The sequence below is a fragment of the Microbacterium umsixpiens genome, from assembly GCF_053543675.1.
Map to the genome: position 1 here is coordinate 11,217 of NZ_JBLVOH010000137.1, position 1,709 is coordinate 12,925.

The window sequence follows — 1,709 nt, forward strand, 5'->3', positions numbered from 1 at the left end:
GACGGCGCCCGCGGTGACGACGATCTGGTCGTACGCGAACTCGTACGGCTCGCCGACGGGCGGCGTGATCGTCGCGACCTTCTGCGCGTGGTTGATGTTCGTCACCTTGGCGGTGAGGACGTGGGTGCGCTTGAGGTGACGGCGGTGGGCGACGACCGAATGACGTGCCTCGATCGAGCCGGCGGCCACCTCGGGCAGGAACGGCTGGTACGTCATGTACGGCAGCGGGTCGACCATGGTCACGTCGGCCTCACCCTTGCGGAGGTGCTTCTCGAGCTTCCACGCGGTGTAGAAGCCTGCGTACCCTCCGCCGACGATCAGAATCTTGGGCACAGTGCTGTTCTGAGGCACAGAAGAACTACTCCTCGGAGTCGGGGATTTGGCGTACGGAAACGCGCGCCGATCGGATGCGCCGGGCAGCTGCGGTGACGCCAAGCGCTACCAGGATACCAGGCACGGTGAGCGCGATGAGCGGCAGGGTACCGTAGCGCAGCGAATCGGCGCTGGGAAGCAACGGTGAAGCCGCCTCGCTCGGCGCATCGGCCGCGGGAAGAGGGGGCACGGCCACCGGCGTCATCGACGGCACGGGCTGCGGTTCCGACTCCGCGCGACGGAAGTAGCGCACCCATTCCGCCAGGTCGCCCATGGGGTTCGCGCTCACCGGGGGGATGTTGGCGGAGATCGCCGCGGCGGCATCCACCAGCCCGTAGCCGTAGAGCGGATCCTGTGGCTTGATGGCGTCCGGGACCGGTATCGCCGTCTTGATGATGCGGTTGATGACGTCGATCGCCTTGATGTCGGGATGCGCAGAGCGGATCAGCGCGGCGACCCCCGCGACGATGGGCGCCGCGCCGCTCGTCCCTCGCCACCGCTCGACCTTGCCGTCGGCGGAGACTCCGATCAGGCCCTCGCTCGGAGCGGATATCCCGATCGTGATGCCCTGGGTGGAAGCCTCGACGCTCGCCGTGCCGGTCTGGTCCACGCCGCCCACCGTGAGCACGCCGGGGATGGTCGCCGGTGCGCCGATGATGTTCGTGCCACTCCCCCGGTTGCCCGCGGCGACGACGACCACGACGTCGTGCTCGAACGCATAGAGGAACGCGTCGTCCCAGCTCTCGTCCCAGTCGAGCGTGTTCGTCGTGAACGAGAGGTTGATGATGTCGGCGCCGTTGTCGACCGCCCAGCGCATGCCCTTCGCCACCTGCTCCGTGAACGGCACGGCGGCGGCCGCGCCGAAGCCGACCGAGATGGAGAGGAGGTTGGCCTCCGGCGCGACTCCGATCATGCCGGTCCCGTCGGCGGCGCCGCGTCCGGCGGCGAGCGAAGCCACCCAGGAGCCATGATTTCCGTCGATCGCGCCGAGCGGCGTCCGTCCATCCGGCGTGCCCGCACCGGAGACGTCCGTGCCGCCGACCACGGCATCGCCGAACACCTCGGGCACCTTGCCGATGCCGGTGTCGATCACGGCGATCGTCACACCCTTGCCGCGGGTCGTCTGCCACGCCTCACGGATGCGGGCACCGTCGAGCCAGTACTCCGATGCGCGGGTCGGGTCGGAGGGGTCGTCCGGGATCGGCGGCGGCGTCGCCGTGGCCCCGAGGAGCAGCACAGACGCCGCGACCACCATCATGGCGGCGGCGCTGCGCAGCGTCCGACGGGCTGTCATGCCGGTGACGCCGCCGCTTCGCGCTGGGCGGCACCGGGGTCTT

Annotated in this window: 2 protein-coding genes; both read right to left on the reverse strand. The window is 69.7% G+C overall.

Features of this window, described 5'->3' with window-relative positions; translation table 11 throughout:
- On the reverse strand, positions 1–333 hold a 333-nt coding region (locus tag ACNPM4_RS13865; RefSeq protein ID WP_448986042.1), incomplete at its 3' end, for an FAD-dependent oxidoreductase.
- Positions 334–358: 25 nt separating this feature from the next.
- Complete coding sequence (locus ACNPM4_RS13870; protein ID WP_029262982.1) at positions 359–1,666, reverse strand: S8 family serine peptidase; 1,308 nt, start codon at positions 1,664–1,666, stop codon at positions 359–361.
- Positions 1,667–1,709 lie beyond the last annotated feature (43 nt).

Bases quoted from the DNA above. Each gene is read 5' to 3' on its own strand.
- ACNPM4_RS13870 (WP_029262982.1), bottom strand. From the start codon at position 1,666: ATGACAGCCCGTCGGACGCTGCGCAGCGCCGCCGCCATGATGGTGGTC.